16 protein-coding genes are annotated in these 25,485 nt (G+C 44.5%); 14 read left to right on the plus strand and 2 right to left on the minus strand.

Annotated features, from left to right (window positions below; all coding sequences use genetic code 11):
* Positions 1-568 precede the first annotated feature (568 nt).
* The 13 genes from ACYVHB_RS10525 (at position 569) to ACYVHB_RS10585 (ending at position 19,915) form a co-directional block, all read left to right on the plus strand.
* On the plus strand, positions 569-3,496 hold the full coding sequence (locus ACYVHB_RS10525; RefSeq protein WP_461051681.1) for an ATP-binding protein: 2,928 nt from the start codon (positions 569-571) through the stop codon (positions 3,494-3,496).
* Positions 3,497-4,342: 846 nt separating this feature from the next.
* Entirely contained in the window at positions 4,343-6,673 is a 2,331-nt protein-coding gene (locus ACYVHB_RS10530; protein ID WP_461051682.1) for a GumC family protein, read from the plus strand.
* A 50-nt stretch (positions 6,674-6,723) separates the two neighbouring features.
* Positions 6,724-7,389: a sugar transferase gene (locus ACYVHB_RS10535; RefSeq protein WP_461051683.1), complete on the plus strand. Its 666-nt coding sequence runs from the start codon at positions 6,724-6,726 to the stop codon at positions 7,387-7,389.
* Between the two features lie 124 nt (positions 7,390-7,513).
* Positions 7,514-9,052 carry an MATE family efflux transporter gene (locus tag ACYVHB_RS10540; RefSeq protein WP_461051999.1) on the plus strand — a complete coding sequence of 513 codons (1,539 nt, stop codon included), beginning with the start codon at positions 7,514-7,516 and terminating at the stop codon, positions 9,050-9,052.
* A gap of 198 nt (positions 9,053-9,250) precedes the next feature.
* Positions 9,251-10,807 carry a hypothetical protein gene (locus tag ACYVHB_RS10545; protein WP_461051684.1) on the plus strand — a complete coding sequence of 519 codons (1,557 nt, stop codon included), beginning with the start codon at positions 9,251-9,253 and terminating at the stop codon, positions 10,805-10,807.
* 41 nt (positions 10,808-10,848) lie between these two features.
* Positions 10,849-11,919 (plus strand): CgeB family protein, encoded by a 1,071-nt coding sequence (locus ACYVHB_RS10550; protein ID WP_461051685.1) that lies wholly within the window; start codon positions 10,849-10,851, stop codon positions 11,917-11,919.
* Between the two features lie 31 nt (positions 11,920-11,950).
* Positions 11,951-13,159, plus strand: coding sequence for a glycosyltransferase family 4 protein (locus ACYVHB_RS10555; RefSeq protein ID WP_461051686.1), 1,209 nt, complete (start codon positions 11,951-11,953; stop codon positions 13,157-13,159).
* A gap of 71 nt (positions 13,160-13,230) precedes the next feature.
* A complete protein-coding gene (locus ACYVHB_RS10560) occupies positions 13,231-14,397 on the plus strand; it encodes a glycosyltransferase (RefSeq protein ID WP_461051687.1) in 1,167 nt (388 codons plus the stop codon).
* Positions 14,398-14,540: 143 nt separating this feature from the next.
* A complete protein-coding gene (locus ACYVHB_RS10565; protein ID WP_461051688.1) occupies positions 14,541-15,818 on the plus strand; it encodes a glycosyltransferase in 1,278 nt (425 codons plus the stop codon).
* Positions 15,819-15,837: 19 nt separating this feature from the next.
* Positions 15,838-16,974 carry a glycosyltransferase family 4 protein gene (locus tag ACYVHB_RS10570; protein ID WP_461051689.1) on the plus strand — a complete coding sequence of 379 codons (1,137 nt, stop codon included), beginning with the start codon at positions 15,838-15,840 and terminating at the stop codon, positions 16,972-16,974.
* Positions 16,971-17,534, plus strand: coding sequence for a DapH/DapD/GlmU-related protein (locus ACYVHB_RS10575; protein ID WP_461051690.1), 564 nt, complete (start codon positions 16,971-16,973; stop codon positions 17,532-17,534). Before ACYVHB_RS10570 ends, ACYVHB_RS10575 begins: the two co-directional genes overlap by 4 nt.
* 114 nt (positions 17,535-17,648) lie before the next feature.
* On the plus strand, positions 17,649-18,479 hold the full coding sequence (locus tag ACYVHB_RS10580) for a glycosyltransferase family 2 protein (protein ID WP_461051691.1): 831 nt from the start codon (positions 17,649-17,651) through the stop codon (positions 18,477-18,479).
* 203 nt (positions 18,480-18,682) lie between these two features.
* On the plus strand, positions 18,683-19,915 hold the full coding sequence (locus ACYVHB_RS10585) for a glycosyltransferase family 4 protein (protein ID WP_461051692.1): 1,233 nt from the start codon (positions 18,683-18,685) through the stop codon (positions 19,913-19,915).
* 69 nt (positions 19,916-19,984) lie between these two features.
* Here the strand turns inward: ACYVHB_RS10585 and ACYVHB_RS10590 are convergent, their stop codons facing one another.
* Together ACYVHB_RS10590 and ACYVHB_RS10595 are read right to left on the minus strand one after the other, a co-directional pair.
* Positions 19,985-20,890: a hypothetical protein gene (locus ACYVHB_RS10590; RefSeq protein WP_461051693.1), complete on the minus strand. Its 906-nt coding sequence runs from the start codon at positions 20,888-20,890 to the stop codon at positions 19,985-19,987.
* A gap of 137 nt (positions 20,891-21,027) precedes the next feature.
* On the minus strand, positions 21,028-23,391 hold the full coding sequence (locus tag ACYVHB_RS10595) for a glycosyl hydrolase family 28-related protein (protein ID WP_461051694.1): 2,364 nt from the start codon (positions 23,389-23,391) through the stop codon (positions 21,028-21,030).
* A 498-nt stretch (positions 23,392-23,889) separates the two neighbouring features.
* On the opposite strand from ACYVHB_RS10595, the gene ACYVHB_RS10600 reads away from it, so the two are divergent.
* The gene (locus tag ACYVHB_RS10600) at positions 23,890-25,482 is read left to right on the plus strand and encodes a DUF1800 domain-containing protein (protein ID WP_461051695.1); all 1,593 of its coding nucleotides are present in this window, start codon (positions 23,890-23,892) and stop codon (positions 25,480-25,482) included.
* Positions 25,483-25,485 lie beyond the last annotated feature (3 nt).

The raw sequence follows: 25,485 nt of genomic DNA on the forward strand, positions 1-25,485 counted from the left end.
TGTGGGAGAGCAAGTAACTATTTTGTTCAAAGCAATAAATGATGGTCAGTACGTACGTAAGCCCATTCATCGCTCGAGATCAGTAGGTTAAAAGTAAACGAAACGGTGGCTAAACCATAACCTGCGTTTATCAAGTTTTCGACTATTTATCTATCGGTTAAGTTCCTCAGGCACGAGAGTAGTAATTCATTAAATAAGGTTACCACAGAAGGTGCCTCTCGCAAACCAGCGCGTTCTATTGCTTCACTACTTGCCCCCTTACCCCCAGACAAGGGTCGGATTTTATGGATTAACCCACTCCAGAATTTGGGGCAACCTGTGTGAATTTTGGGGTATACCGGAGTACTATTGAGCAAACGGTCGACGGCTGATAGGTGAAGGAGCTAACGGCGGGCGAACAGCTAAGGCCTTCCGGTAGCCTGCCCACCATGAACGCAGGTAACAGCCGAAGAGACTTGGGTGCGGATGTGCCGTTTATGATTATCTTACGCATTGAAAGCGACCCATCAACTTGGAGAAGTTCAGCGCGTTAACTGGTAAACCAAACGGAAAAAGTGATTCGCCTTCGATGAAAGCAGGGTGTTTCATCAAGGGCCTTCTGCTGGTGCTGATGACCACGGTGGGTTATGCACAACCTCCGGCGACTGCCTTTCAATTGACGAATTTACCGACTCAGGGCGTCCTCGTCAATCAGGGCTGGCGGTTTCATCCGGGCGATAACCCAGGCTGGGCCAAACCCGGCCTGGATGATAGCCGGTGGAAATCTATTGACCCCACAAAGGCTATTGAAGACTTGCCGCAGGTGCAGCGGGCCGGAATTAGCTGGCTTCGGCTGCACATAACGACCGGCCCGAATTTGCCGCCCGTGCTGGCGTACATGTTCCAGTCGGTCGCTTCGGATGTGTATCTGGATGGTCGGCTGCTTTATCGGTTCGGCACAATCAGCACTGATCCAGACAGCGTACGGGCCTATAATCCGTATGCCGCATTCAGTTTGCCGCTCCGGCCCGCCACGCAGCACGTAGTAGCGATGCGGATCGCGTACCAGCCGGGTATCGACTACGCCAAAAGTTACCTCGGACGCCAGCCTTCAGTGGTCCGGTTCAACTTTTTTCCGGCGGCTGAAATACCGGCCATTCCTATTTTCAATATAGAATCGGTGTACTTGGACACGTTCAAGATCGGAATCTGCTTTATTTTGCTTGTTCTGCACCTGAGTCTGTTCATTGCCTACCGCCAACAACTCGCCAATCTCTACGCAGCGGTCATGTACCTGCTGATGCTCGTTCAGTTTGTGCTGCGGGCCGCCTATGATCTGATGCATTCTGTAGAAGCCCGCATGGTGCTTCACTACTTCACGGTCCTCTCCCCGTGGATTACCGGACTGATGGTGCTGATCTTTTACAGTGTCTTCAACCTGCGAAAAGGCTGGCCGTTCTGGCTGGTAATCGGTGGCATAGCGATGACTTTGTTGCCAATTCCAGCCGAATACAACTGGTTATCTGTTCTTTTCTCCTACTACATACCCCTCGAACTGCTGCGAATTTCGGTACTGGCTACGAAGCGTAAGTTGCTGGGTGCCCGCATTGTTACCATTGGCGTTCTCTGCAACCTGGGTTTGAGCGTTTTAAACTATCTGGTGGTGATAACCTATAAACTGCCTATACTCGGTAACGAGTGGCTGTTTCACCTGATCTTTAATCTTTCGTTTTTGTGCATTCCGCTGGCGCTCTCCTTGCGGCTGTCGCTGGAGCATGGCTGGGTCAGTCGGCAGCTTAGCCTCAAATTGCAGGAAGTAGAAGATCTATCGGCCCGTAATCTGGCCCAGCAGCAGTATCGGCAGCGACTGCTGGCTGAGCAGAACGAACACTTAGAGCAACAGGTTGACGAGCGAACTAAGGAGCTTCGTCAACAGGCCAACCGACTTCGGGAACTGGACGAGGTCAAATCCCGATTCGTGACCAACCTGACCCACGAATTCCGCACACCCCTCTCGTTGATTATCTCGCCGGTTGCCAAACTGCTCGAATCGCCCACCTTATCCCACGACGTGCAGGGACCTCTGCAAACGGTCGACCGTAATGCCCGCCACCTGCTCAATCAAGTCAATCAACTCCTGGACATTGCCCGCATCGAGGACGGCCGTATGCATCTGACGCTGCAACCCGTCAGATTGGGGCAACTCACCGCTCAACTCGTTGATCTGTTCAGCTCGGCGGCCGAAGCCGACCAAATAAACATGCTGGTTAGCAGTTCGGGCGATGACCGTCCGTGTCTGATGGATACCGACAAATGGGGTAAGATTGTGTACAACCTGCTGGCCAACGCCCTTAAATTTACCCCTGCGGGCGGGCGGGTGCGTGTTGGCCTGGTTCTGGAAGACGACCAGGCTCAACTCACCGTGCAGGACACGGGCATTGGAATTGCCGCCGACAAAGTACCCTTCATCTTTGACCGCTTTTACCAGGTCGATGACAATACCACCCGCTCGTTTGAGGGCACTGGCGTTGGACTGGCGTTGGTGCGTGAGTTGACTAACCTGCTGGGTGGTCAGGTGAGCGTGAAAAGTCAGCTTGGCGAAGGCAGCACGTTCACCGTACGGTTGCCCCTGGAAGCCGCTTCGCCGACCAGTCCATTAATTACTGAACCGCTACAGCTATCGGTAGCCGTGCAGCCCACGCCAAAAACAAAGCCTGATTTTGCCGAAGAAGTGGCCCTCGGTGCTGTTGACGATGACCGGGCGTTGGTGTTGGTTGCGGAAGATAATGCTGACCTCTGCCAGTTCATGGCCGACGAGCTATCGGCCCGCTACCGGGTGCTAACGGCCCACAACGGTGAGCAGGGGTGGGAACTGACCCAGCAACACCTGCCCGACGTGGTTATTTCGGATGTGATGATGCCCCGCATGGGTGGGCTTCAACTCACCAGCCTCATCAAGAACAGTGCCACCACCGACCACATCGCCGTGGTGTTGCTAACGGCCAGAGGTTCCCACGATAATCGGCTGGAGGGCCTTCAGGCAGGAGCCGATGACTACTTGGTGAAGCCATTCGACCTGGCCGAGTTGCGGCTGCGGCTCGGCAACTTAATGACCCGTCGGCTGAAGTTGCAGGCCTACTATCGGCTACAGTTAACACAACCCATTATGGAGCCGGAGGTGATAACCACAGGTCCGGATGATCCTTTCCTGGAGCATATTTACAGCCTGCTGGAGTCTCATTTGGATAATCCGCAACTGGGTGTGGAGTGGCTGGCCGACCAACTGTCAATGGATCGAAAGACGCTCTACCGAAAATTACAGAGCAAAATTCAACTGTCACCCAACGCGTTGATTCGGACGTACCGGCTTCGGCGAGGTCGGGAGTTGTTACAATCGGGTAAAACAGTAACCGAAACGGCCTACACCGTCGGGTTTGAGAGTGTAACCTACTTTGGTCATTGCTTCAAAGAACAATACCAAATGACACCAACTGAATTTATCAGTCGAACCGTCTGAGTAACTACCCTATACTTTCTTTTGCTCCCACTATGTGAGGCATGGATCGACCAGGCCGTGTTAAGTACGGATCAGAAAATCGCCAAAGTTAGACAACAGATACAGAGCGAGTTCAATACAGTTGTCCCATTTTGGCTCGTACGTAGACCATAATCATAGTAATTCTTATTTTAAACATAGATTAGTTATTATGAAAAGTTAATTTTTTAGCTGGATGTTATTGGTAAAGTTATAAATGGTATCAAATAAGTTTTAATCGGACGTTATTTTCATTTATCACACAATAACATTTTATTCACTACTGACTGTTAATGGTTAGAAGACGTAATTATATATTAAAAATAAAGACTATACCAATTAATTAATATGATCCAGACCTTATAAGGCAGTAGCATATATTTGGAGAGGGATTTAATTCATAGACCAGTTGTAAAGCAAGTGAATGCCGCGTAATGTATACAAGTTAATTTTACATCTGCAAATGAAACAGCCCATAGTTGAAATTGCATATTGGTTGAGATCTAATTGAAAACTTGTGTGTAATGAACTAACTCAGCAAAATCTGTACGCTTCTTGGGTATATGTTCTAAAAAAGATTAATAGTTATTGTTAATAAACGGGTATTGTATATCCGAATGAGATGTGTTGCACAACAATGGCTGGTAAAGTTGTTTTTTGTTACCCTTTCTTCAGATTTGGTGAATGAAAATAGGAATACAGTCGGAATCGCAGTAAGCAGGTGCTTTCATACCGATCATAGTTGGTGTATAAATAATCCAATTCTATTCACTTATACACTAACGATGATTTATAGTCACGAAAAGTCAGAAAAACAATATTAACACTATGGATAATAACTCTTCATACTCTTATGTTCCGTATCAATCAATAGATTCAGAAGGACCAAACTTGCGTGAGGTTCTTATGAGATACATAAAGAGATGGCCGTGGTTCATACTTTCTGTAACTGTAATGTTGGGTATTGCACATATATATCTATTATGGAAGCAACCAGTCTACAGTATCAAAGCGAGTTTACTTGTACAAGATCAGCAAAAAGGTAGTGACCAAACCAACTCGCTGAAAGAACTGGGTGTGTTTACGCCAAATCAGGTTGTCGATAATGAAACCGAAATTTTACATTCGTTCACACTGATGAACCGTGTAGTAGACAGGCTTAATTTAGACGTACGCTATTTTCAATCTGCCACCTTTGGGAAACGTGAAATTTATGACGAATCGCCAATAGAGCTGTTCATTGAGGAGGGAAAATCAGCATTATACGAAAAGCCACTAAAAATATCCTTACCCGGTAATCGGACGGTGCGGCTAAGTGAGCGTACCTACCCACTCAACAAGTTTGTGGAAACTCCTTACGGACGACTCAAATTTTCGTCAAAAAAGAATGCGGATAATCGCATTACTGAATTAACCATTCAGGTGTCGAAGCGATCATCTACCGTTAAAGGATATTTGGCTAACCTGCGTGCTACTCCGGTTGGGAAAAACTCGTCCATAATTCAGCTTTCTCTCGAAGATGCTGTTCCAGTGAAAGGAGAAGCTGTTCTTAATCAATTAATTACGGAATATAATCAGGCAACGCTGATAGATAAAAATAAGGTAGCCGCCAGTACGCTAAAATTTATTGAAAATCGACTCGGAATTGTATCGCGTGAGTTGTCTACTGTCGAAAAGAATGTTGAGTCGTATAAATCCAACCAGGGCATTACAGATCTTAGTGTGCAGGCACAGTCGTTTTTGGAAACCGTGCAGCAGAACGATGCCCTGCTAAATCAGGTGACTATTCAACTGGCGGCTCTTAACGATCTGCAAAAATACGTAGATGATAATACGGGAAATCAAGGTAATACGCCGGCGGTGGTGGGCATAAATGATCCTGTATTGCTGGGCCTTATTACTAATCTGACTCAACTGGAACAGCAGCGGGAACAACTGGCACGCACAACCTCAGCTCAAAATCCCCTGCTGCAAACGATTGACAGTCAAATCAGGACGACAAAAAACAATATGGCTGGCAACATACGTACTATGAAAACTATGTTAGTCAGCACTCAACGCCAATACCAGACCAAAAATGGTCAGGTAGAAGGAGCAATCCGCACGATACCGCAAAAGGAGCGATTACTGATGGATATCACCCGGCAGCAGGCTATTAAGAATAACCTGTATACGTATTTGCTCCAAAAGCGTGAAGAAACAGCGGTGGCATTTGCTTCAACAATTGCAGACACCCGGACAATTGACCCCGCTTTGAGTGATGAGGACCCCATTAAACCGACAAAATTCACTTTATATGCCTTGTTTGGTCTATTGGGACTCGTGCTGCCAATTGCGGCAATAGCTGGTCATAATGCATTGAATGATCGCGTAATGCGACGAATAGATGTGGAAGAGATAACAGAGGTGCCAATACTGGGTGAACTGGTGAAAGAAAATCAGTCAAGGTCACCGGTTATGGCGTACAACACGAATTCACTTATTGCTGAACAAATCCGAATGTTACGAACCGATTTGCAATCCATGAAAAATGGCCTTGCAAAAAGTCAGGTTATACTGTTCACGTCGAGCATTGGTGGTGAAGGTAAAACCTTCGTATCAATGAATGTAGGCGCAAGTCTGGCTTCTATTGGCAAACCAACCATTGTTGTCGATTTAGATTTGCGAATGCCCAAATTGCATAAGGTATTTAACCTCAGCAATTCAATTGGTATGAGTGATTATTTAAGAGGTGATGCTGCGTTAGATGCTGTTATTCAACCCGTACCAGGCTATCCGAATTGCTTTATTATTCCGAGTGGGGCCTTACCTGCGAATCCATCTGAGTTATTGAGTGGTGCACGGTTGAGCCAGTTGGTTCAGGAGCTTCGCGAACGCTTCAATTACGTTATTCTCGATACCCCTCCCGTCGGACTTGTTTCAGATGCGCGAATTATCGCTCCCTGCGCCGATGCTACTTTCTTTATAATACGCCATGACGTAACGCAAAGAAATCATCTTAAGATGATTAATAAGCTTTACCAGGAGCAGAAGTTTCAGAATATGAACATTGTTCTTAATGCAACAGATGGCAGTAATTCTTACCTCTACGGCAATGGACAAAATAACAGCTATTTCTATCGTCAAGTAGATAATAAAAATCGGATATCTCGTCGATGATAAATCGTTAGTTTTCTATTTTAACGTTGTTTCATAATCACCATTCGGTCATGCTAACTTCTATTGATGTCCAAGGGTTTCGGCCAGAGCTGGAGCAGGAAACGTATGTTAAGCAAGAGAAGAATTATATAATTTTGAAGCGTTGCTTCGATCTATTCATTGCTGGTCTGGTAACACTGTTAATTCTTGTTTGGTTGATTCCTATACTTGGTCTGTTTATCACACTCGAATCCCGAGGTCCCGTTATATTTATTCAAGTACGAACGGGGCGAAACGGCCGACGCTTCCGCTGCCTCAAATTCCGGACGATGACTTACGAGCGTAACGCTGTTTTTGAGCAAGTCGTCCATGAAGATGCCCGAGTAACTCGCCTGGGTAAATATTTAAGAAAGTCCAACATTGACGAAATGCCACAATTTCTGAATGTGCTGGCAGGCAACATGAGCATTGTTGGTCCAAGACCACATGCTATTGACCATGACGCTAAGTATTGGCACAAATTACCTAATTATCCAAAACGTTACAGTGTTCTTCCTGGCATAACTGGTTTGGCCCAGGTTCGGGGGGCACGTGGTATTACGGAACATACTTCCAAGATGCAGGACCGGCTGCGGTACGATCTATTTTACATAAAGAAACGCACATTATGGCAGGATGTACAGATTTGTTGGTGGACTTTGAAAGCCATGTTTAGAGGAGATGAAAATGCATGTTAACAGCTAAGCTTAGCTATGTATTTCTTACAATTCGCTTTTGTAGTTAATGAAGTTAAATTTATGTGTATGAAATCAATAATCCGACGGTTGTCAATCTCTGAATCTAAGTTAATCTAACTTGAGCATGTCAACAGCGTCGCGGCTAATCTCTGGAAGTGCAGCATCATGGGCACAGATTGGAGTCACAATGGTAGCTCAGGTAGCTTTAGTTCCTATCTACCTGACCCACTGGAATGTGGTAACCTACGGGGTATGGCTTTCCATTCAGGCTTTAGTATCACTCATAACTATATTGGATTTTGGTCATCAGGAGTTTCTTTCCTACGAATTTCTACGAATAGGAAAGGATAATCGATTAACATTAAGTACCTGCCTTTGGTCAGGTATAAGTTCTGGTATTATTATAAGCCTCATACAACTGCTGCTGATTATCTTTTTTGTAAACAGTAGCGCATTACCAGCCTTATTGGGAGAATCTACCCACTTAGATCCGGCGTTAATTCGTGCTACTAAGTACGTCTTATTCTTACAGGGCGTTAGCTGGCTTATCTGTTCAAGCGTAACTGGTTTACTTTTTCGGGTATTAGTGCCTTTTGGCTACTACCCCAGGATGGCTTGGTGGAATTTATTCAGTTCAATTGTATCTATAATACCGCCATTGATAGCAGTGATCCTTGGTGCAGATTTATTAATAACAGGGATCGTTGCCGCCTGTACGGGGTTAACGCTTAGTGTGTTTATTTACATTGATTTATTTCGTGTGTTGCGCCGGGAAAAAATTAGTTTCAGCTTTCCGTCCTGGCAACTCGCCAGCAGAAATTTTTTCCAATCGTTAGCGATCACCGGCAAAATACTGCTTGAAATGGCCCGTGGCCATGGAATACGTCTCATTATGGCTCCTTTATCAGGAGCCGCTGGTTTAGTTGCTTTCTCTACCATGCGCACAGGAGCGAATGTTGCTCTACAGGGCGTAAAAACCATCACAAATCCGTTAATGCCCGAATTAATGCGATTCCTGAATCAACGGGATCAGGATCGTGTCGACGTTGCATTTGGAATCGTATGGATTATTGTGGTAGCTCTGATGGCTCCGGCTGTGGTGTTGCTGCAGGCATTTGTTGAACCACTATACATGCTATGGACGCGCGGCAAAATTCCATTTGATCCACTTCTGTTTGCCCTTTTATCACTGGGCGTTCTTGTGTATGCCGTTGCGCAGCCCGCAATGGCGGTGGTAATCGGAAATAACCTGCTCAAGCCCCAATTAGTGATCTCGACATTAGGCGCTGGTGTTGCTATTGTCGGACTCAGTATTTTAGTGCCGGTTGTCGGAATTCTTGGGGGGGGGATTGCCCTGTTAATTGCCGAAATAGTTGCCACAATTGGGTATTGGATTGTGGCTCGGCGCTGGCTGCATGGAATGGGCTTATCATGGCCCGAACGCTCGTTTATTGTAGCCATTACCTCGGTTTGTATCGCGGCTGTTTCTATGGGATTCATGATCTGGCTTTCTCAGATTACCTGGCTTATCCTTGCCTTATCAATGTTGCTTCTGGGATGGAATTTTCAGCGGTACTGGCTGATTTTGCCTGACCTTGCTACGCAACGAGCAAAAAAATTAATTATTGGTTTGCCTGTTATAAAAGGTTTATATCATGCATAGTCAATTTCACAAATTAGTAACGCATTTATAAATCTGAATTCTATCTCTTTATGAGTTGACTTTATGACTTCCAAATTGCTTAATGTTTCAACGCCACACATGGGCAAAGCTTACTTGAGCTCAACTCATTCTATTCGACGAGTTGAGGAGCGGTCGGTATATACTGTTGTACGTTGGTCTTGGATTATACTTATTGGCGTGTCATCGCTACAATGCATACTCTTTAGAAGCTTAGCTAATTTTGTGGCTGTTGGGTGTGTACTACTGGCCTGGCTAATCACTACATCTTTTTTTCTTCAACCGAGGACCCTTAAAAATTACCCTTTATCCACTTTTTTAATCATTGGTTTTTCTGTTACCCAATTCTATTTACCCTTATTATTTACATTAATTGATGGTAATCCAATTGTTTATAAGCTTGAGCTTCCATTTGATGTATTCCTGCATTCCATACTATCAATACTCGTACTAACATTAGCGCATGTGATCTATCAGTTGATAGCTAAAAACTCGCTCAGTGTATCAAAATCATTTTTGAGCAAAGCAGGTTTTTTTGAACCTCCAAGTGATATGCAACTATGGATCATGGGTGTTGCTGGTGTAGCTGCCACGGCTTACGTTTGGTTGTACTCCCCATCAATTGGTTGGTCAGTAACGGGTTCGGCGTCGGATAAGATCGTTCAGGCCCTGATTCCATTTACCTACGCGCCTTATTTCATTCCTTTTGGCCGGTTGTATGGTAGGAGTAAGATGCAAAGGAGGAGTCTGATCATCATGTTAGTAGCGTTCACGATTCTGATCTTCATGGTGAGTATAGGTCGTAATAGCCGGTCTGGCTTCATGATCGGATTTGCTTCTGTCGGATTTGCATACAGCTTAGGTGTATTACATGATTATTTTAAGCCCCGTTTTTTCACGATACGGAACGTATGTATTGGCGTTGCCGGGCTATGGTTAATTACAGGACCCGTAGCTGATATCAGTACAGCAATGGTCATTGTGCGTGGGCAGCGACTTGATATTTCTTATACTGAGCTGATTCAACTAACGTTAAAGGCATACAACGATAAGGAAGCAATCCAACGGGCAAGAATAGTAGACGCTACACAAAAGGAGGACTGGGACGAAACATACATGGATAATATATTTATTCAACGGTTTTCAAATATAAAGTACATTGATTTAAGCTTAATTATGGCTGCAAAGACTGGCGATCATAGTCCTGACATGTACAACTTTACTATCGACCATCTTCTTTCCATATTTCCTCTGCCAGTTTTGGAGTTTTTTGATTTAGATGTGAATAAGAACGCAGTTAACTCAGTTTCGTATGGAGACTATTTTTATTATAAAGTAAGTGGGAACCCCTACGCGCTTGGGGGCTACCGTACCGGGCACTTCTCCGGTACGGGTATGGCAGCTTTTGGATGGTGGTATTTAGCGCTTTTGGGAATCGGTATGCTGCCTGTATTTTTCTTGTTAGATAAACTTTGTATCAAAGAGACTTCCAATAGGCCTTCCTCAGCGTTCAGGCAGCAATCAAACGTACGTTTCAGTTTCTGCGGATTGCTGACGCTCACGTCTATTTTTCAGTTTCTACCTGCCGAGAGCGTCGAAGCAATAGGGTCTTTTCTTCTTAGAGGATGGATTCAAAGTGTGGTGCTGTATTTTTTGGTTTATCATGTTACTCGTTTAATAAGCAATGCTATTCATAAAGATGTACAATCAGTTCAGTTGAACCAACTCGGCGTATAACAGAAGATCAAATCAATAAGCAAAATAAAAAAGTTAACCCGGTGGCTAAAATACTTTATTTAGGCGATTCTGATCCCAATACAACGTCCGCACATCGGGCTAATGCCCTTATTCGATTAGGCCACACCGTCGTGGTTAAAGATCCGAACAAAATTATTTCGGAATCACCCGGACTGAGGTTTATTGAGCCGTTACACTACCGTACTGGATATCGATTTTTACAGCATAGGCTTGTTCGTTGGGTACAAGTATTGGTAAACACTATTGATAAGCCTGATTTAATCTGGGTGAGTGGTGGTGAATTATTGGGAAAGGAATGTCTCAAACTTTTGAAAAAATTTTCGTGCCCAATTGTTTTATACAATAATGATGACCCAACTGGTGGACGTGACGGACGGCGCTTTGATCTACTACTAAAGGCATTGCCCTACTACGATTTATGTGCCGTCATGCGGGGGATAAACATACCGGAATACAAAGCAAAGGGTGCTCATCATGTTTTGAAAGTTTACATGTCGTATGATGAAGTCGCTCATCAGCCATTCGCTCAAGTTTCCGATATACCCATAGCTTATCAATCTAACGTAGCTTTTGTTGGAACTTGGATGAGAAACGAAAAGAGGGATGAATTTCTTCTGGAACTCATTCGACAGGGCGTACCGCTTAGTATTTGGGGTAATAGCTGGAAGAAGTCACCTCATTGGAAAGCCTTACAGGTCGCTTATTGTGGCAGTGCGCTATCCGGACGCGATTACGTAGCAGCCGTGCAAGGGACTAAAATTTGCCTCGGCTTTCTGTCAAAGGGTAATCGTGATTTACATACGCAACGGTCGCTCGAAGTACCTTTCGCCGGTGGTTTACTGTGCGCCGAACGAACATCCGAGCATCTGGCTATGTATCGGGAAGGAATTGACGCGGTTTTTTGGTCAGATGCACAGGAATGCGCCCGTATATGTCATCAATTACTTGATGATGCCAGTCGGAGGGAAGCTATTCGCTCGTCGGGAATGCATCGCGTTCGTGAACTTAGGGTAGGTAATGAAGATGTGTGTAAAGAGGTGCTCAATGCAGCTTTTGGCAGGCCTATTCTTCCTGAATCTTCATACCAGTGATACCTGTAATTTATAACTGTACAGTTAAGTTATGTCAAGCGAATTAATAGTTTTTGATTCTCACCCAGTTCAGTATAGAGTTCCTGTCTGGCGTAAAATAGCAAGCCAGAATCCTGGAAGTATACACGTAGTATATGCATCGGATTGTTCTGTACGGGGGCATGCAGATACAGAATTTGGTGTAACTATTAGTTGGGATGAGCCGATGTTAGAAGGTTATGATCATACTATTCTTAATTGTGAAAAGGGAGTTCCACTTTCTGGTTGGCGGTCCCTAACCGGCAATGGGGTAGGGGCGATGTTCGATACGTTGAAACCTAAAGCTGTATTACTGACCGGGCTAAATTATTTGTATGATTTGACCGCCTACGTGGCGGCTCGCCGACGCGGCATTCCGGTATGGTTACGTTGCGAGACTCAGGACGAAGCCATTCATCGTTCAAAGGGTAAGGGAATAATCAGGTCACTATTGTATCGTGTTATTTATCAGGGATTTGATCGTTTTTTTTATATCGGTCAGCTTAATCGGCAGCACTACCTTCGACACGGTGTGCCCGAATCGAAGCTTAAGCCAGCTCACTACGGAACAGTTGATCGCTTCATTGATTTAAAAGAAGTTGAAAAGAAAGAACAGCGGAAATTAGAAAGGAGAAAAGCCGGAATTTCCGACACAGATTTCGTGATAGGCTTTTCGGGAAAGCTAATTCCCAAAAAAAATCCGGAGATTTTTTTTCAAATGCTGGCCACACTACCTGAAGAATTGCGTATCCGAACGTGCCTTTATTTTCTTGGCAGCGGAGAACTTGAACAATCCTTACGGGATGAAGCAGCCAAAGCGCTACAGACGTTTGGCGTACGCAGTTTTTTCGCCGGATTCGTTAACCAGTCGAAATTGGCCGCTCATTATTTAGCTATGGATGTAATGGTGTTGCCTTCCCGTAGAATGGGAGAAACTTGGGGGTTAGTCGCAAACGAAGCCATGCAGGCTGGTTGTGGTGTTGTTGTAAGTGACGCCGTTGGTTGCAGTGCTGATTTTAAAAGTTGGGAACGGTTCCGTGTGTTCTCAGGAGAAGATGCCACAGCGCTCTCAAACCACATTACTGATCTGGCCCGATTCCCCAGAGATTTTGACTGGGCAACGCAAAAGCTGCGGGCGTATTCGTTAAATGCTGTTGCCGGGGCTATTACGCAGGAGTTACAAACCCTCCGACCTGACGAATTGCCAGTACAGACAGTCTGACTGGTTTGTTATAAGCGTGCGGTTTAAGTGGCGCTGTATGTTAGCGTAAGGTTATTCATAGTAACGAATGTATGCACATTGTTTTTTTCTCTCATCCATCGTTTCTTAACCACCAGAGCATACCCCGATTTGTGGCGATGCTGGCTGATGGAATGAGGGAGCGCGGCCACACAGTGGAGCTGTGGTCTCCGCAAGGACGGTTTTTTCGCCTTACTGCATTGCCGGTAATGCGGAAGTGGCTGGGTTATGTCGATCAGTACATCGTGTTTCCCCGCGAAGTACAAGCCCTTTTAAAACACTGTCCACCGGATACACTTTTTGTCATCACCGACAATGCGTTAGGGCCTTATGTGCCTACTGTAGCTGATCGGCCTCATATAATTCATTGTCACGATTTTCTGGCCCAACGCTCGGCGCTGGGTGAAATTTCGGAAAATCCAGTTGGCTGGACCGGACGAAATTATCAGGCGTTTATTCGCCGTGGCTACTCGAAAGGAAAGCGGTTCATTGCTGTTTCTCATAAAACAAATGAAGACCTTCGTCGACTTCTCCCGGCAACTTCGCTACGCTCAGAAGTAGTGTACAACGGCTTAAATCAATCCTTTTCACCAACTGATCCAAACAAGGCCAGACGTTTGCTAAGCCGAAGATTTGGACTTAATCTGACTACAGGATACTTGCTGCATGTTGGCGGTAATGTGTGGTATAAAAACCGCCTGGGGGTTATTGAGATATATGATGCCTGGCGCTCAATAGATACACTAAAATTACCGCTTCTGATGATTGGTGAAGTGCCGGAATCCAATTTGCTGAATCGCCAGAAATTATCCTCCTTCAATGGCGACATTCACTTTCTTAGTGGTATTGAAGACGAGTATGTCAGGTTAGCGTACTCCGGTGCTTCGGTTTTTGTTTTTCCCTCGCTTGCCGAAGGCTTCGGATGGCCCGTAGCCGAGGCCATGGCTTCGGGTTGCCCGGTGCTCACGACCAATGAAGCGCCAATGACCGAAGTGGCGGGTGAAGCTGGTTTTCTGATTCCACGTCGTCCGCTCGACTCGTCAAAAACTGCAGTATGGGCGCATGAAGGAGCAGAAACGGTTAAGAAAATTCTCAGCCTCCCAATTGCCGACCGTGAAGTAGTCATTGAACGGGGACTTATGAACTCGAAACGCTTTAACCCGAAGAATACGCTGGACCTAATCGAACAGGTATATCAGAAGATTGTAGACGGAGGCTAATTTCAGGCACAGAACAGAGGGCAAACTGATCAACAAAGAATGGACATCCGTGTGTGGATAAGCATTCTGTTTTACGCTGGTACTGACTTTATCGTGTATCAACTTCTGACACGTGGTAAAATCTCTTAGGTAAATTCTAAACGATGAGAATACTTCACGTCATAGCGGAGATTGACCCTGAACGGGGCGGTGTATCTCAGGCGGTGCGAACAATGATAAGCGGTCTTGACAGAGAAGGTGTCAGCAACGAAGTGGTCAGCTTAGACCCACCTGATGCTCCCTTTCTGGCTAATGACCCCTTCCATGTTCATGCCCTTGGTCCCAGAAAAGGACAATGGGGCTACAATCCAGGCCTTGTTTCCTGGCTCGTTGAGAACGCATCTCAGTACACGGTTATTCTCCTTCACGGCTTATGGCTTTACCCCGGATATGCGGCTTACAAAGCCATTCGGATGTGTAAAAGAAAGCAGCCGAACGGAACGCATCCCAGGTTCTTTGTTATGCCCCACGGTATGCTTGATCCCTGGTTCCAGAGAGCTTCTGGCCGGAAGACCAAAGCATTACGCAACTGGGTTTACTGGAAATTGATAGAACGTAAAGTCGTTGCTGAGGCCGATGGGTTGCTGTTCACCTGCGAAGCAGAGCTACAGCTTGCCCGTGAGCCGTTCCGACCCTATCAGCCCAAAAGCGAGCAGGTAGTTGGCCTGGGTGTCGATGAACCTCCCGCCTACTTACCGGCCATGCGGGAAGCCTTTCTGGAGAGATGTCCCGAACTTGCGAACACGCCTTATTTTCTATTCCTTAGCCGTATCCACGAAAAGAAGGGAGTGGATCTGTTAATCAGGAGCTACAGCAAATTAGCGCAAAAGTATTCAGTAGCTGAATCGGGCGCTTATTCGAAAAAAGGTTCGGAAGTTAGCGTTCTAAGCCGAAGGATGAATATGCCTAAGCTTGTTATTGCTGGCCCCGGCTTAGACACGCCTTACGGCCAGGAAATGCAGCAATTAGCGTCCCGGCTCCAGGATGGTACAACCAGCATTTTCTTTCCCGGCATGCTCACTGACAATGCAAAATGGGGGGCGTTTTACGGGTGTGAAGCGTTCGTGCTGCCGAGCCATCAGGAGAATTTTGGGATTGCCGTTGTCGAAGCACTGGCCTGTGAGAAACCCGTGTTAATTTCTGATCAGGTAAATATCTGGCAGGAAATCGAAACCGCCGGAGCTGGCCTTGTTGCCGCCGATTCTTTAGAAGGAACAGAGCAACTGTTGGATGACTGGATGAACTTGTCCGACGATGAGAAGCAAACGATCAGGCAGCAAACACTGAAGTTGTACCGGCAATACTACGCGGTTGAGCCTGCGGCAAAAAGTATGATCGATGCCATTACACCGGTACCTGCGCGTACCAAACTCCTGGGGTAAATCTCTTAAACGCCTGGCCGTGAAAATTGCAATTATACAAGGTGCCTTTTTATCAGTTCCACCCGTTCAGGGTGGAGCGGTCGAAAAAATATGGTACAGAATGGGCCAGGAATTTGCCGCCCTCGGTCATGAAGTGGTGCACATCGGACGCTCTCATGCTGATTTATCAGCGAACGAAACCGTCTGCGGTGTCAACTACATCCGAATACCTGGTTATGATACTCCAGCGTCTATTATTAAGTTAAAGTGGCTGGATTTACTGTACTCGATCCGGGCGGTAAAAGAAATTCCGAAAGATGCTGACATTGTGGTTACGAATACATTCTGGTCTCCGGTCTTACTAAACTCGAAACTTCGTAAAAAGCTGTGCGTAAGCGTAGAACGACTCCCGAAGGGGCAGATGTGGCTCTATAGACATGCCTCTATTCTACGCGCTAACTCTACGCCGGTTGCTGAGGCAATCCGCCAGGAACTGCCATCTGATCAGCATCAGCGGGTAATAACCATTCCAAACCCGTTACCTTTCCATCAGGTGCCACCGATTGATTTTAGTGAAAAGAAACGGGTGTTACTTTACGTGGGTCGACTACATCCCGAGAAAGGAATTGAGTTACTAATTAAATCGTTTAAAACACTCCATGCCGATTGGAAGCTCAGGATTGTCGGGCCGTCAGATGTAAGTACCGGCGGGGGAGGTACGCCTTATTTGGAGTCACTAAAGCGGCTTGCCGGTGAAGCTAACATTGAATTTACCGGGCCGGTGTTCGACATGAATCTACTGAATCAGTTTTACGCTGAAGCTTCAATATTCGTATATCCCTCAATTGCCGAACAAGGTGAAACGTTTGGCCTTGCTCCTTTAGAAGCAATGGCGTGGGGGTGTGTACCGGTGGTTTCTAACCTTTCCTGCTTTCGGGATTTTATTGATAATGAAGCAAACGGATTAATATTTGACCATCGGAGTCATGATGCTGTTCGTCTGCTGAGCCAGCAAATTGAGCGTTTACAACGAGAAGCAAACTTCCGGTACAAATTAGCGCAGCAGGCCCTCCAGGTTCGTCAGAGTCATTCAGTTGCTTTTGTGGCGTCGCAGTTCATCAGCAAGTTTGAGCGGCACACGAATGAGCGGAACATGCATAAACAGACTGTTTCATGAATGTCCATACGCAAACGAGTCCTTACGATAGCCCCTGGACTACCAGTCAGCGCATCAAAATGCTTTTGTGGGAATATGTCTGGCTTCTATTCTGTTCGTGGACCCCTAAACCGGCTAACGCGTGGCGAATCGCCTGGCTGAAACTGTTTGGTGCCGAAATTCATGGCTATCCCTTCGTTCACCAGCGTGCCCGTATCCAAATTCCGTGGAATTTAACACTTTACGACCGTGCGTGTCTTGGTGACCGGGCCAATGCCTACTCATTAGGAAGAATAGTTATCCATGAACACGCTACCGTTGCCCAGGAAGCGTACATCTGCACGGGCACACACGCCTTTGAGCACCCGGCGATGAACTTGATTACCGCCCCAATTTATATTGGAGCACATGCGTTCATTGGGGCCAGAGCTTTTATCATGCCTGGCATCACTATTGGCGAGTATGCAGTGGTTGGTTCCTGTAGTATAGTAACTAAAAGCGTCAAGGCTAATACAATAGTAGTTGGCAATCCTGCTCACGTAATTGGTGCGCGTAACCTTTCAAATTTAACTGCCTATTAAGGGATTAGTCAACCCACATTCAGAAATTTAATGGCAAAAAATAGGATATATAAAGCTGGAAAGATGTTTGGCTATAGCAAAAACTCGTAAAGGGCAGATTAAAATCTTTAACCAATGATATCTGTTTTAATACTCACCAAAAACGAAGAGCAAGATTTGCCCGGATGTTTAAAATCCGTTGCCTGGTGTGATGATGTACACGTATTTGATTCGTATAGTGATGATCGGACGGTTGAGATTGGAAGAAAAGCAGGGGCAAAGGTCACACAACGCAAATTCGATAATTATGCTGCACAACGGAATTCAGCTTTAAACGACATTCAGTATAAACATAAGTGGGTACTAATCATAGATGCCGATGAGCGAACGCCTGAGCAGCTTGTCCCTCAACTGAAGCAGCAAATTCAACAGGTAACGGATTCCGTAAGTGCCTTTCGCATCAGAAGGCGTGACTACATGGGCAATACATGGCTTAAGCACTCTCAAATGACACCATTCTATATTCGCCTAATCCGCTTAGGCAAAGTATACTACCACCGGGAAATCAATGAGGTACTAAACGTTGACGGCAGTGTAGAAGATATTGACGGCTATTTTGACCATTATCCTTTTTCAAAGGGTCTGAAGCACTGGCTTCACAAACACAATCAATATTCATCAATGGAAGCCCAACGGTGGATTGATGAACACAAAGGAGCAATAAATTTCTCCGTAAGCAAGGCGTTATTTAGCCGTGACTTCAGCGAGAAACGGTATCATCAGAAGGGTATATTTTATAAAATACCGGGACGGCCATTGATTAAGTGGCTGTATATGGTACTTTGGCGATTCTCTTTTCTTGATGGACGAGCGGGGATGGCTAATGCAACACTTCAGGCTATTTACGAATATTTCATCGTCTTAAAAACGAGAGAATTGTTACAAAAAGAAAAAACAGTTTTCTAATAGTTGCAATTGATATATGTCGTAACCAAGCAGTGACTGTTATTACGTCAAGTGAACAAATATCCTTTATTTAGCTCTAAGCTGTGCTTGGCTATGTAAATTTAAAATAACGTGAATACGGAATAAGTCAATTGGTTTTCAAGGGTTAAGTGCCGTATTTATGTTAAAATATTAATTTTTTGAAAATTTGAAATCATTCCTTGATGGAAAATAAAAGAGTACTTATTTACAGCCAGGCTTTTTTTCCTGACCACAGTGGTATTCCCATCTATTCATCCGATTTTGCCTTCTACTGCGCTGAAAATGGATACCAGGTTGATGTAATTACAGGATTTCCGTTTTACCCGCAATGGGAGAAAAGAAAAGAAGACAAAGGTAAATTATTTGCGAAAGAAACAACAGGAGGCATTTCTATTTATAGAGGTTATATATACGTTGCAAAAAATCCTTCATCGTTTCAGCGAATACTGCATGAGCTTACATTAGCGTTATTTGCACTCATCAACTCATTCCGGGTAAAAAGGCCGGATGTAATTGTTGTGTTTACAACGCCAGTTCTGATAGGTGTTGTTGCCGCTTTTATGAATCTATTCTGGAAGCGAAAATTGATTATTAACGTCCAGGACTTTCAGGTAGAAGCTGCTTATTCCCTCGGTATGCTCAAAGGATCTGTAATATTAAACGTTATCAACAAGCTTGAACGGTGGAGTTATAACCAGGCTCATTATGTAACAAGTATCTCAAACAGTATGATTCGCTTGCTGACTGATAGAAAGAAATTGAACCCCCAAAAAGTATTACTGTGGCCCAATTGGTTGCAAAATAAAGATAGTGAGTTTAATCTACCAGCTAAAGGCTTATTTCGGCAACGATTTGGGATTGATCAGACAAGCTTCCTGATTGCCTACGCTGGTAATATTGGGAAGAAGCAAGGTTTGGAGGTACTTATTGATATAGCGGATAAATATATAAAACAGCCAAACGTTTTGTTTTTAGTGATAGGCGAAGGGTCGGGCCTTGACTCTTTGAAAAGTTACGCGGCTCAAAAAGGAGGTACTAATGTCCGGTTTCTTCCTTTTCTGAATGCTCAGGAGTACAAAGAATACTTAGCGGATGTAAATGCTATTTTCATTTCGCAGATGAAAATTCCGTTCGATGTGTACTTCCCATCAAAATTGTTAGGTATAATGTCTGTTGGGCAATTGTTGATAATTAGTGCAGATAATAATTCTGAATTATATAAAGTAATGAAAGAAAACAATTTAGCATTCGTAGCTGATTATGATGACACGGACGCCCTGAAGTGCCACATAGATGCCACTATCGAAAATCAACCTCAAGTAGATTATTACAAAGCTGAATCTGTTAAGTTTGTTAGGCAATATGATAGAGGATTGGTATTGTCAAGCCTCTTCAAAACTGTGTTACGGGAGTAAAGATTTTTGCCGTTAATAGGAGTTTAGTGCATAATAAACTAAATTGTCAAGCGCCTTAAAATGCGGTTCCTAAAACGTATCTACCCGAGAATTTTGTAAAATAGCTGCGAGTAATTCTTTACTCATGAATTGCTGCCCTGTGGCATTAAAATGAATGTTGTCTTTATAATAGTCCTTTTTTATGCCTAAATACAATTCTTTTATTACTGTCCTATTTTTACTTTTGTAAAAATTTATGATTGACGCACCTTCTTCATTATATTCTTTTTTATCAATTTCCTGCGTATCAGGATGAATATAAATCAGCAAAGGTATACTTAGTTTATTGGCTAAATCATTGATATGTGAAAAGCCAGTAGTTAATCGATGCGGTTTCTGTTTCGCAGCATCAACTTTCTTATTCAACTTATCTTTTATCATATTCAATACTTTTTCAGCCAGTTTAATCGTGCCAAGGCTGTAATTGTGCTTTGTATGTGTATCGCTTACACCTACAATCCGTTCAAATGTCATTGGATCATAAGCGTCACCACTGTTACAGATATAAATTAGTAGATCAGCGTTGAATGTTCCATACTTTTTCAAATAAGCGTATATATTGTCTGGTCCCCAGGTGTAGGAGGAAACATTTAGTACTCTTATACGCTTTTTTAATTTTTTGTGGAGCTCATTTTCTACTATTGTCGATGCCAGGTCTTCCTGATCTATTGTGTTTCCGCCATTGAGCACAGAATCGCCTATTAGTAAAATGACAGATGTATCGTTCGTTGAGATTGATTTACTTCTCATTGAGTACTCATTAGTACTAAATTTATTGCCATATATTTTAGTTGTTTGGTTTGGTTTGTGAATGTATTCGAACTCCGTACTCTCTATAAAAAGCGGGTACTGATGCAGACCAAAGTATCTCGTTGTAATCTCAATCAAAATTAGCAGGGATACTATTGATACGAAAACGATTTTTAGCTTCTTCATTACATGAATAAACTTGTTTTGTTCATGACAAGCTTAGAAATAAAATACTACAAATACAAGCTGTACGATGAGTAGCTGTTTACTCTCCGTACCAGTTGCAGTTAGCGATCCACAGAGGGCACTAATTGTGTTTGCTATCAAAGCGTAACTATACTAACACCACCGTGATTTGTTCCTGGTAGAAGTTGATTGTCAATTAAATCAGGTGAGTTGATTTGAATCGTGCGACTGACCGAGGTATGATAACTGCCTGAGTTAATAAAAATAGCTTTCTTTAGATCTTTAGCTGTATTGTCGCAAAGGATAGTGCCCAAAATTACAGGTACGCCATCATCTTGGTAAAAGCTTGCCTGTAGTAAAGCATAAGCATGGTAACCCGATGGAAATTGCCGGTGTTGGGTAACGTCTTTGTTCGGTACGGCTCCAATTAACGTATTTCGGCTGATTCTAAGGTTGGTACAAATAGTACCCCAACTCTGGAAAACTCCAAATTGAATACTATTTACCCCTATACTAACGCCATTGTATGGATCGTTAGCTCCATCAACGTAGTTGCCGACAATTTCTATGTTATAAACGGGTATAAATTGGTGCACACCATTGCTTCTGATTTGTTGAATAGGTTCAATATTGATCGCTCCTGAATCAATTAGCTTATTTTCGATGATATCCACATGGTGCATTGCGTTGTGATACATGTAGATGCCCCGTTGCTGATCCTGAATTTCGTTATTGACAAATGCTACCTGTTCTAATGCCCAGTTGAAAATAGAGTAACTGGACGTATTATCAGGGACAATATCCCAGGTAGTATCAAGTGTTAATGTTGTGTTTGTTCTGGAAACAATCTTACGCACCTGGCCTGCGCCTTTGCCTTTGATAATAGCTACCATTGGCTTTCGATTAAACGTAACAGGCCAGTTCTTACTATCGTTGGTCAATGTACTGATTGTTGCGCTCGTGACTTGCCCGTAGTCCAGATCGGGTATTACAGCTCCACCCCCTTCCGAAATGATGGTCTCTCCATCGTTGTTTAATTCAAGTCCGTTTGCTCCTCTCGGTATTGGTCCATTTGCTAACAAAAATTTATTATTTGCTATTAAAGCTTTTGGCATAAAATCGCAGGTCATTAAATGAACTATACTGCCTGCTGGCATTGGAATGGATATGTCCCGAATCAGGGTATTACCTTCTATGAAGCATTTACTTGACCCAATTGTATTAATACCCGTAGTCACAAATGTTAACGTAGTACCTTTTATAGTTAAATATTCACAATTAGTAGTCGTAGTGGGTCCATGATAATTGGGATTGTCTCTTTGAAAAAATTCGCAATTTATTATAGCTACTTTTTTGCAATTGATAACTTCCAGACGAGCTCCTCTTTGCAACTCCCAACGCACATTTTTGAAAAATATATTTTTTACCTGATCAAATAATCCTGCTGCATATGCTCCCGACGTGTCTATACATTTCATAGTAAGATCACAGATGCCAATTGTCAGTTTTTGATAAGAACCCGTAAATTTTTCAACCCTTGGGCCTGTACCGTAAGTTACTATAGTCGATGTCTTTCCCGCTCCCTGCAAAACGATATTTGTGGGTATATCTAATCCAACAAAGCCTGAATCTTCGCATTTGTAAGTGCCAGCGGGTAAGTAGACAACGCCCCCCCCATTCGAACCGGCTAAGTTCATGGCGCTCTGAATAGCAGCGTGATCATTGACGATTCCATCACCTACCGCTTTTGTATTCAGTCGGCTATCTGTTTTAACATTATAGCGGTTGGTGGTCATTATTGTCGTATAGTAGGCACTCCAGGCTAAACCTATTTCATAAGTATCCGGATTTGAGTGAATGGCCAATAATGTATCATCCACCAGTGTTTCTGATACACTGCCGCCATACCCATTGCTGATGAATACACTATAGCGAGTTCCAGCGGGTAGGTTGGATGGGGCCGTAAAGTTTAATTTGAACCGATTTGAGCCGGTAGGTACGTAGACGGCGTTTTGGCTGGCCCCATCACTTTGCGATACAAACCGAATGGTTGGCGTTCCCCCCGGTAGTACCAGGTCGCGGCCTTTAATGGATACGTTTGCCCCTGGGTACACTTCAGGTGAGTCGAAACAATCACCAACGGCTCGGTTGATGAAACGGGACCGGCTACGGCTTCCATCCTGCTGAATCCAAATCTGAAAGACGCCAAATGGCAGATTGCCGGGAATTTGAGCTTTGATAAACCCAAATGCCTGGGATAGTATTGTTACCTGACCGTAGGGGGGACTGTCTCCCACTGACAGATGTAATTGGGCCTGGATTGAAAAATGACCCTGAACGGCAATCTCTTCCCCAGGACCGGCTGATTCGCTCGCCCAAAAAATGTGCAAATCGGTTGAGACAGGTTGGAGAAAAGAACTGCCTGCTCGTGCCAACGGGAGTTCACCTGCTCGGTAATCAAGCCGCTGGTCAACCTCGGCTATTTGCTCGTCTTTTGTCATGACGCGATCAATCTGTTGAAAAGTAGGTTGGTAACTAAAATAGGTTCACATTTTATCAATGCAAGCGCAACCATTTGCAAACTGTTGGCGTCCCAGCCGGTATTACTGGGATACCAGTGCAACTGCTGTAGTAAGTTGTAGCGCCAGTGACAACTATGGTGCCAGTCTGCTTCTCATTGCATTGGTTTTGTCGGGCGGGCTGACAAACCGGATTATCTTTTCAGATTTTTAACTTTGTAGAATTAGTCTTGGTGCATTTAATGTCGGTTTTCTTCTCTACGGGCAACTGATTTTGCTGAGACACTGATTTTTATGAACCGCAGGCACTTTACAGATTTACGGTTTGCATGCATCAACGGTTGAAGTTGTGTTGGCATTAAATTTGATAAGGTAACAAAAGGTATATATTATTTAAATATAGTAAACTAAGAACTACTTCCTAACTTGCCTTACTTAGACGTACATACGTTGCCACTTACGGCTCAAACAGCGTCTCACTTGTTACGCCGGGTAACCTTCGGCCCAACTCAAACGGAAATCGCTTCTTTTACTGGTTTGACGGCTGTACAGGCCGTTCGGCAATTAATCACGAACAGTAATTATTCGCCACTCTCACCAGTCAGCATTGATAGTTCAGCATCAACCACCGTTGGCCAGCCATTTCTTCACAAGGCTTACCACAGTGACAGCAACGGCCCGTACCTCACAAGCATCGCCTATTGGTGGCTGGCGCTAATGACTACTCAGGACAAACCACCAGGTTTGTTGGACAAGCTAACGCTGTTCTGGCAAAATCACTTTTCTGTTGCCCGCGAAGTGGTGGATGAATACCGTTTTGTCAACCGCTATCTACTACTACTGCGTGATAATGCCCTGGGAAACTTCAGGACATTAATCATGGAAATTACTAAGGACCCGGCTGTGCTGCTCTATCTGAACGGGAATGAAAACGACAAGAGCAAGCCGAATGAAAATTATGCCCGCGCATTACAGGAGTTATTCACCGTAGGGATTACTACTGTAGACGGCGCTGCTAACTATACCGAGCAGGATGTGAAAGAAGCCGCACGCGTGTTAACCGGCTGGACCCATAAGAACTATGCTGTAGCGGGTTCAACGTCAATTGAATCGGAGTTCGACGGTGCTAAACACGACACGGCTAACAAATTTTTCTCGGCCAGCTATAACAACACCATAATTACCGGTCGGGCCAGTGCTCCTGCGGGGTTTGCTACAGCGGGCGATGCTGAACTGGCTGACCTGGTAACGATGCTGCTCAAACACCCACAAACACCCCGGTTCATCTGTCGAAAATTATACCGTTGGTACGTAAATCCAAACATAACTCCGGACATCGAGGCTAATGTTATCATTCCTTTGGCCGCTTACTTCGCCAGCGCAGACAACAACTACGCCGTTCGGCCGGTAATTGAGAAGCTGCTGACGAGCCAGTCATTCTTCGACGATGCCGCTATTGGAGCTATCATAAAATCACCATTGGAATTTGTGTTAGGATCGTGTCGATTCTTCAATCAATCCGTCCCGAATATGGCTGCCGATTCAGCCGCTTTTGAAAACTATTTTGAGTTTGTGCACAACATGATGCTCAGTATGCAGCTTGAGGTATTAAATCAACCGAACGAATCTGGTTACGAACCGTACTATCAAATAGGCACTTCTAAAACCTGGATAAGCAGCAGCACATTAGCCGTACGAAATAACTTTACGGATACCTTGGTCGACAGGGTTGTAGAAATCAAACCTGGTCGCAGGTTGGGAATCGACCCGCTGGCGTGGATTATGGCTCTGCAACCAAACTTTAATGCAGTAAACGCTGCGCCTGCCATAACCTGTGAGCAGGTTTTAAGCGCGTTTTTAGCGAATCTATTCGCCATCAGTCTGCTGGAAAGCCAAAAAGATTTTCTGATTGACACAGTAATGATGCAGAACGCTCCGCGCACGTTGTGGAGCGTTGAATGGAACGCTTACCGAAGTGCGCCTGCCGATGCTGCCAAAAAGCAGGCTGTGACAGCGCGATTGACAACACTGATCAAGTTCATGTTACAAATGGCAGAGTATCAGGTTTTTTGATCG

The sequence above is a fragment of the Spirosoma arcticum genome (genome assembly GCF_054779955.1).

Bases quoted from the DNA above. Each gene is read 5' to 3' on its own strand.
- ACYVHB_RS10525 (WP_461051681.1), top strand. From the start codon at position 569: ATGAAAGCAGGGTGTTTCATCAAGGGCCTTCTGCTGGTGCTGATGACC.
- ACYVHB_RS10530 (WP_461051682.1), top strand. From the start codon at position 4,343: ATGGATAATAACTCTTCATACTCTTATGTTCCGTATCAATCAATAGAT.
- ACYVHB_RS10535 (WP_461051683.1), top strand. From the start codon at position 6,724: ATGCTAACTTCTATTGATGTCCAAGGGTTTCGGCCAGAGCTGGAGCAG.
- ACYVHB_RS10540 (WP_461051999.1), top strand. From the start codon at position 7,514: ATGTCAACAGCGTCGCGGCTAATCTCTGGAAGTGCAGCATCATGGGCA.
- ACYVHB_RS10555 (WP_461051686.1), top strand. From the start codon at position 11,951: ATGTCAAGCGAATTAATAGTTTTTGATTCTCACCCAGTTCAGTATAGA.
- ACYVHB_RS10560 (WP_461051687.1), top strand. From the start codon at position 13,231: ATGCACATTGTTTTTTTCTCTCATCCATCGTTTCTTAACCACCAGAGC.
- ACYVHB_RS10565 (WP_461051688.1), top strand. From the start codon at position 14,541: ATGAGAATACTTCACGTCATAGCGGAGATTGACCCTGAACGGGGCGGT.
- ACYVHB_RS10575 (WP_461051690.1), top strand. From the start codon at position 16,971: ATGAATGTCCATACGCAAACGAGTCCTTACGATAGCCCCTGGACTACC.
- ACYVHB_RS10580 (WP_461051691.1), top strand. From the start codon at position 17,649: ATGATATCTGTTTTAATACTCACCAAAAACGAAGAGCAAGATTTGCCC.
- ACYVHB_RS10585 (WP_461051692.1), top strand. From the start codon at position 18,683: ATGGAAAATAAAAGAGTACTTATTTACAGCCAGGCTTTTTTTCCTGAC.
- ACYVHB_RS10590 (WP_461051693.1), bottom strand. From the start codon at position 20,890: ATGAAGAAGCTAAAAATCGTTTTCGTATCAATAGTATCCCTGCTAATT.
- ACYVHB_RS10595 (WP_461051694.1), bottom strand. From the start codon at position 23,391: ATGACAAAAGACGAGCAAATAGCCGAGGTTGACCAGCGGCTTGATTAC.